The sequence below is a fragment of the Streptomyces sp. adm13(2018) genome, from assembly GCF_008042145.1.
Classification (GTDB): Bacteria; Actinomycetota; Actinomycetes; order Streptomycetales; family Streptomycetaceae; genus Streptomyces.
Window position 1 is genome coordinate 1 of the sequence record NZ_RDBH01000137.1, and the last position, 5,593, is coordinate 5,593.

A 5,593-nucleotide genomic window follows, 5' to 3' on the forward strand; every position below is an offset into this window, starting at 1 on the left:
GCGCGGGGGCGGGCGGGGCCGGCGCCTGGGTCGCGGCGCGCGGGAGGGACTCCAGGTGGGTGAGGAGCGTGCCGACCCGGGTGTGCTCGAAGAACACCATCGGGTCCACGTCGAGCCCGTCGGCGGCCAGTGAGGCCGCGAGTTCGACGGCCATCATGGAGTCGAGGCCCAGCTCCAGCAGGTCGTCCTCGGCGGAGACCGAGTCGAGGTGCAGGACCTTGCCGACGGCGAGGGTGAGTGACGGCCAGAGGCCGGCGTCGGGCGTGACAGCAGTCATGGATGCGTCCTTCGCATTCGCGGCGGAGAGTACGTAGTGCGCGGGCGGGCGGCCCAGGGCCGTACGGAGCAGGCCGATGCCGTCGTCCTGGGTGAGCGCGGCGACGCCGTGCGCGGCGGCGCGCGGGGCGACGGCCTCACCCATGCCGACCGTCCACAGGCCCCAGCCGAGGCTGTACCAGGGCAGGCCCTCGGCCCGTCGGCGGGCGGCGTAGCCGTCCAGGTAGCCGTTGGCCGCGGCGTAGGCGCTCTGGCCGAGGTTGGCCCGGACGGCCGCGATGGAGGAGAACAGGACGACGAAGGCCGGGTGTTCACCCTCCGACAGCAGGTCGGCGAGGGCGTGCGTGCCCCCGACCTTGGGGCCGAGGACGGCGTCCACCCGATCGGGCATGAGGCTGCGGGCGAGTCCGTCGCGGAGCACGCCCGCCGCGTGGAACACCCCGTCGTAGGGGCCGGACGGCGACTCCCCGAGGGAGCGGACGTCCGCGGCGACGATCTGGAGGTCACAGCGCTCGGCGAGCCGGTCGAGCCGCTCGCGGGCATCGCCCTCCGCGGGTACGGTCCGCCCCACCAGCGTCAGCCGGGCGCAGCCCTCGTCCGCGAGGAACTCCGCCACGCGCAGGCCGATGCCGCCCATGCCGCCGGTGATCAGGAACCGGCCGCCCCGGTACCGCACCTCGCGGGCGGGGGCCGGGGGTGCCGTGAGCAGCTCGGGCTCGTACCAGGTGCCGTTCCTGAGGGCGAGCTCCGGGACGTCCCGGTGCAGCGCCTCCACGAGGGCGGCCCCGTCGGCGTCCGCCGCTCCCCCGGCCCGGTCCGGGCCGGAGCCGAGGTCGGCGAGCCGGATCCTGGTGCGCGGGTGCTCGACGCGCAGGGTGCGGCCGAGTCCCCACAGGGCCGTCATGAACGGGTCGACCGTCTCCCCCTCCGTCACCGCGTGCGCGGTGCCGGTGACGATCAGCAGATCGATCATGGGTGTACGGGCGGCGAGCCGGCGAACCAGCGCGAACACGTCCTGGAGGGCCTTGGTCGCCGCCGCCGCGCCGTCCGCGGGGCCGTCGGGGGCCACGTAGACGACGTCCTGGGGGACGGTGCCGTCCGGCAGGGCGTCGAGGCCCTCGTCGACGAGTCGTTCGGGCGTCAGGTGGAGGAACCGGGGGCCGCCCTCGGTCGTACGGGGCGGGTGTGCCGCCACGAGGAGGACGGTGCGCTCGGCGTCGGGCGCCGCTCCCCCGGTGGCTGCTGACTCCTCGGTGCCGGCGGGTTCCCCGCCGCCGGCAGCCGGGTCGGGGCGGGCGGATCGCAGGGCCGTCTCGCGCCAGACCAAGGSCTCGACGGTGGGGACGGCGACCGGGCCCCGCCCGGCCCCGGCCGGGTCCCCGTCGGCGGGGGCCGGGGGTACGGCGGTGGACACGGCGGACGGCGTCCCGGGGTGACTGTCGGGCCGGGGCGCCGGGACGGGCGCGGTGGCGGAGCCGCCGACCGAGGCGGGCGTAGTGGCGGAAGCCTCGGCCGGAACGGACACAGTGGCCGAATCGTCCACCGGGACCGACGCGGTGGCTGAGCCGTCGGCCGCCGCGGGCGCGATGGCCGAGCCGTCCACCAGGACAGCTGCCGGCCGTCCCGCCGCCTTGAGGGTGATCCGCTCCAACTCCAGGAGGACCTCACCCTGCTGGCTGCAGACCAGGGCCCGGCCGCGGACGGCCCCGCCCCCGGTGTCCGCGGTCTCCTCCCGCTCGATCAGGGCGATCACCGTGCCGGAGATCCGTCGCCGGGCCACGAGCCGGCCGACGTACCAGGGCAGGCACATCCCGGCCGAGCCGTCGTCGAGCATGCCGAGCGCCTGGAAGACGCTGTCGAGCAGCGGCGGCGGTACGAACGGGGGCACCGCGCCGCCGTCCGCCCCGTCCTCGGCCCGCAGCATCAGCAGCATGCGTCCGGGGCCCCGGTGCGCCGACCGGACGACCCGGTAGGCCGGCCCGTACGCGATGCCGCTCGCGTCCCGCCACGCGGCCAGGTCCGCCGACGGGACGTGCTCGGTGCACCCCGCCCTGAGCGCGGCCACGTCGACGTACCGGGGCGGCGGCAAGGGAGTGCTCGCCACCCGGGCGACGCTGTGCTCGACCGGGTCCCCGCCGGGCGCGGACGGCAGGGAACGGACCGTGTACCGGCCGTCCCCGGCCGCCGCCACCTCGATGCCGGCCTCGCGGCCGGGGACGGTCAGCGGCGTCTTGAACCCGATCTGCTCCAGCTGCCACACCCGGTCGGGCCGGTCGGCGGCGCAGGCGGAGAGCAGGGCGTCGATCTGGGCGGCGGCCGGGACGACCGGGACACCGCCGATCCGGTGGTCGGCGACCAGCGGATCGGCGGCCCTGAGGGTGATCCGGTGGGCGCTCACGTGCGCAGCCCGAAGCGCCCTGTGGCCCGTACGAGGCCGTTCACCTGGATGTCGACGGCGTGCTCGCCGGGGTAGTACGTGCGCGTCTGGACCTCCCTGATGGGGTGGGACTTCTCCAGGGTCCGCTTCTCGCCGGGGCCGAGTTCCAGCGTGGTCAGCTTGAAGACCTTGGGGATGGTGCGCCCGTTCTTGCGGACGTGGTGCACCACGTAGTCGACGGCGATGCTGTGCCGTCGGTCGTCGGTGTTCTCGATGTCGAAGTCGATGAGGAGGGTGTCGCCGACGGTCACCGCCTCCGGGGTGACGCGCAGCCGGGGCACGTGCACGTGCTCGCCGCCGGTGGCCCCGAGCAGGCCCAGGGCCTGCTGGTCGCCCTTCTTCACGAGGGTGCGCAGACCGTGCTTGACGATCCAGCGGGTCTCGGGGGTGGGGCTCTCCTCCAGCCAGCGCAGCGCCGTGGCGAGCGCGACCTCGGGGTGGTCCTTGGAGATGTCGTTGAGGTTGTTGGCGACGGACTTCCGTACGTACTCGGACGGGTCGCTGCGCAGCGGTTCGAGGATCTCCAGGACCGGGTGCGGGTCCTTGACGAAGACGACCAGCGTGCGGTGCCAGGGAAGCCGGGGGCGGACGCCCTCGGTGGCCAGCCGGCGCACGTTGTGGCTGGGGCTGACCGCCCAGCCGGCCACCTTCTCCATCGTCAGCTCGTAGTGCTGTTCGAGGTAGGGCCGGATGGCGTACTCGCCGGTGTGCCGCTTGGTGATCTCCTCGATGGCGTCGAGGGAGAGCTCCGGGTGGTCGAGGCCGTAGTCCTCGACGAAGCGGGCCACCGGCATGAGGAACCAGCTGCTGTTGAACATGCCCTCGCCCTCGGCGAGTTCGTCCTCGAGGATGGCGAGGAGGATCGGCAGGGCCTTCGCGTAGTCCTCGGGGAGCCGGGCCCGCAGGCCTTCCGCGAGGACCAGGACGCGGTCCTTCAGCTCCAGTCCGGGGATCCGCCGCTCGGTCTCGGCCGCGTAGTCCTCCACGTCGAAATCGGGGTGGACGACTCGGATCTTGCCGCCGATGAGGCGGGCCGCGTCCCCGTTGAAGTGACGCTTCAGTCCGTACTCGCTAGCCATGGTGCTGGTACCTCTCGTTCGTGTGGTGCGGGTGTTGCACGTTGTTCGGAACGGCGGGATCGGGGGCGGACGGGGTCGGGGGAGGTGGAAGGGGCTGTCGTCCAGGTTGAGGCGGGGGTTGGGGGACTCGACGGCCACGGCCGGTACGGTGCCCTCCCGCAGCGACAGGATGATCTTCGCGAGTCCGGCGAGGCCGGAGGCCGAGTGGAGGTGGCCGATGCGGCGCTTGACCGAGCCGAGCGCGACCGAGTTGCGCGGGACACCGTGGCGCCCGAACACCTCGGTGAGCGCCCGCACTTCGATGGGGTCGCCGATGGCGGTGCCGGTGCCGTGCGCCTCGACGTACTGCACGGTCGCCGGGTCGACGGCCCGGTAGACCTTGTCGAGCAGGTCGATCTGTGCTTCCAGATTGGGCGTGGTGACGCCCATGGTGCGGCCGTCGTTGTTGACCGCGACCCCGCTGATCGCGCCGAGGACCAGGTCCCCGTCGCGCAGCGCCGCCGCCATCGGCTTCAGCACCAGGGCCGCGGCTCCTTCGCCGGGGACGTAGCCGTTGGCCCGGCGGTCGAAGGTGTGGCACAGCCCGTCCGGGGATAGCGCCCCGGTGCGGGAGAGGAGGACGAAGGTCAGCGGGTCGATCAGGAGGTCCACCGCGCCGACGAGGGCGATCTCGCAGCTGCCGGAGGCGAGGCTCTGGCAGGCGAGCCAGACCGCCGAGAGCGACGACGAGCAGGCCGTGTCCACGACGAGGCTGGGGCCGGCGAGGTCGAAGCGGTCGGAGAGCCAGGCCGCCATGAAGTTCTGCGACCGCCCCCACAGGGCGGCCGGGCCGGGCCCGGTGCCCGCCGTGGCGGGGTCCGGAAGGCCGGGGCCGACCGGGCCGCGGCCGCGGTCGAAGCCGTAGGCGTTCATCCGGGCGCCGACGAACACGCCCGCGTCGAGCCTGCGGCGCGCGCCCAGGTAGCCGGAGTCCTCCAGGGCCCGGGCGCCGACCTCCAGCATGACCCGCTGCTGCGGGTCGAGGAGGACGGCGTCCTCGGCGGTCATGCCGAAGGCCTCGTGGTCGAAGGAGAACGGGTCGACCAGGAACGCGCCCCGGTGGTGGGTGCCGCGGTGCGGCGCCTCGCCGAGGTAGAGGTCACGGGCCCACCGGCTCGGCGGGACCTCGCCGACCTCGACCCCTTCGCCGCCCAGCATGGCCGTCAGGTCGGCCACGTCCTCGGCGCCCGGGAGCCTCGCCGCGAGGCCGATGACGGCGATGCGGGTGTCGAGCTCGCTCACAGTTGTCCTTTCGTTCGGCTCGCGGGTCATGCCTGGACCACCCCGCGCCCGCCGTCGTGGTCGAGCAGGGGGCGCAGCAGCGCGCTCAGGGCGGAGTCGGCGGCCCCGACGTGGTCGGTCGCGGCGGCGGGCGCCGGGGTGCCGGCGGGAGCCGGAGTACCGACGGGAGCCGGGGTTCCAGCGACTGCCGGGGTTCCGGCCGGTGCGGGCAGGTAGGCGATTTCGGCCGCTATGTCGTCGGCCGTACGGGCCCGCAGGAGCAGCGACGGGTCGACGGTGGGGCCGCCCCGTTCGAGGGCGGTGGTCAGTTCCGCGATCATCAGCGAGTCCAGGCCGAGGGCCTGGAGGGGCCGGTCGCCGGGGTCCTCGCCCAGGACGTGGAGGAAGGCGTCCCGGACGCGGGCGCGCGCCGCGCCGGTGTCCCGCAGGGCGCCCGCCGCCTGCGGCGTGGATCCGGTGGGGCTCTCCGCGCGGGCGGCCGCGACGGCCGGGGCGCTCGGGGCCGCCGGAGTGGCCGGGG

General features: G+C 74.7%; 3 protein-coding genes. All 3 read right to left on the reverse strand.

The features are described 5' to 3' along the window. The coding region (locus EAO70_RS26920; protein ID WP_261993074.1) for an SDR family NAD(P)-dependent oxidoreductase at positions 1-2,674 on the reverse strand (2,674 nt) is incomplete at its 3' end. Next, the gene (locus EAO70_RS39575) at positions 2,671-5,073 is read right to left on the reverse strand and encodes a beta-ketoacyl synthase N-terminal-like domain-containing protein (RefSeq protein WP_261993075.1); all 2,403 of its coding nucleotides are present in this window, start codon (positions 5,071-5,073) and stop codon (positions 2,671-2,673) included. The genes EAO70_RS26920 and EAO70_RS39575, both read right to left, overlap by 4 nt. A gap of 26 nt (positions 5,074-5,099) precedes the next feature. Continuing rightward, positions 5,100-5,593, reverse strand: a 494-nt coding sequence (locus tag EAO70_RS38150; protein WP_187284056.1) for an acyl carrier protein, incomplete at its 5' end; no start/stop codon positions are given.